Here is a 1,394-nt window from a genome sequence, read left to right on the forward strand (position 1 = left end):
CAAATCGTTGCTTACGATTGCGGTAAGTTGTTGAAAATATGTTGGGCACCTCTACCCCCTCTTTTTATCGAAAATTTATTTTAAGCAGGTCTTCATATATGGTAGTGCGGCTCAAGATAGCATTGTATGCTATCTGAGTTATAAGATAAGGAGAGCGAGGCTCTCTACAGAGCAGCCTTGAGTAAATGACTAAATGATTCAATTCCCGAATCATTTAGCACTAGATTTTGAGCCAAAGTCTCAAAATCTCCGTCATCTAGCAGTTGCTTCTCCACTTGGGAAATCAACTAGAACGACTTGATAAGACTGTGAAGTGGACAAGATTTCGCCCAGCCCTGAACCGCATTTTTGGTAATAAAGAGAAAAATCCTGCAAAAGGTGGTAGACCTCCCTATGACTACCTCATGATGTTTAAAATTCTCCTTCTTGCACGCCTCTATAATTTGTCAGACCAAGCCATGGAATATCAGCTATATGATCGTCTGTCTTTTCGTCGTTTTGTTGGCTGTGATGATTAACGAGTTCCAGATACCAAAACAATCTGGTTATATCGCGAACGTCTGACTAAGTCTGGAAAAGAACAGGAATTATTTGACATCTTTCATTTGACTCTGGAAGAAGAAGGCTTGTTAGCTCATAAAGGGCAGATTGTCGATGCCACTTTTGTGGAAGCACCTAAACAAAGAAATAAACGTAAAGAGAATGAACAAATTAAAGAGGGGATAGAACCAGAGGGATGGAGTTCAGCTAAACGTTCCCAAAAAGACACCGATGCACCTTGGACTAAAAAAGCTAGCCAAGATCACTTTGGCTAGAAAAATCATGTTTGTGTCGACTCCAAATCAAAGCTAATCAAAAATTTTGAAGTAACAGCCGCTAATGTACATGATTCTGATGTACTAGCTGATATTTGTGATCCTCACGAACCAGTCTTTGATGATAGTGCTTACACTGGCAAAACTGTTCCAGAAGGATGTAAGCACTACACTGCTCGTCGTTCTTATAGTAATACCCCACTCACCGAGACCTACAAGAAGTTTAACCGGAAATTATCTCGAATTCGTTGCCGAGTAGAACATGTCTTTGGTTTTATTGAAAACACTATGAAGGGTAGTACATTCCGGGGATTGGCTTGAAGCATGCCAAGACTAATGTCACACTCACAAATCGGATGTACAATATTTGGTGTTTAGGATATCTTCTAAACTCATTTTTGGAGTCCGACCACCTTTAGAGTGTTTAGCTTGATAAGCAACTGTCAAGGTTTTTAGCATTTTATCAAAAGTTCGTCTCTCAACACCAACTAGGCGTTTAAAGCATAAATCGGAAAGTTTTTTACTGGATTCATAATTCATGCTTCTATTTTATCATCTCCTTGTTTCGCAGGAAATCTA

At 39.4% G+C, this 1,394-nt stretch carries 2 pseudogenes; one reads left to right on the top strand and one right to left on the bottom strand.

The features are described 5' to 3' along the window. The first annotated feature begins 263 nt into the window (after positions 1 to 263). Positions 264 to 1,234: pseudogene (locus tag E4T71_RS08600) on the top strand (IS5 family transposase). Here the strand turns inward: E4T71_RS08600 and E4T71_RS08605 are convergent. Further along, positions 1,191 to 1,355, bottom strand: a pseudogene (locus E4T71_RS08605) (IS5/IS1182 family transposase); the annotation flags it as partial. The pseudogenes E4T71_RS08600 and E4T71_RS08605 sit on opposite strands and share 44 nt — an antisense overlap. Positions 1,356 to 1,394 lie beyond the last annotated feature (39 nt).

It is taken from the genome of Streptococcus sp. WM07 (genome assembly GCF_004570525.1).
In the GTDB taxonomy this organism is placed as follows: Bacteria; Bacillota; Bacilli; order Lactobacillales; family Streptococcaceae; genus Streptococcus.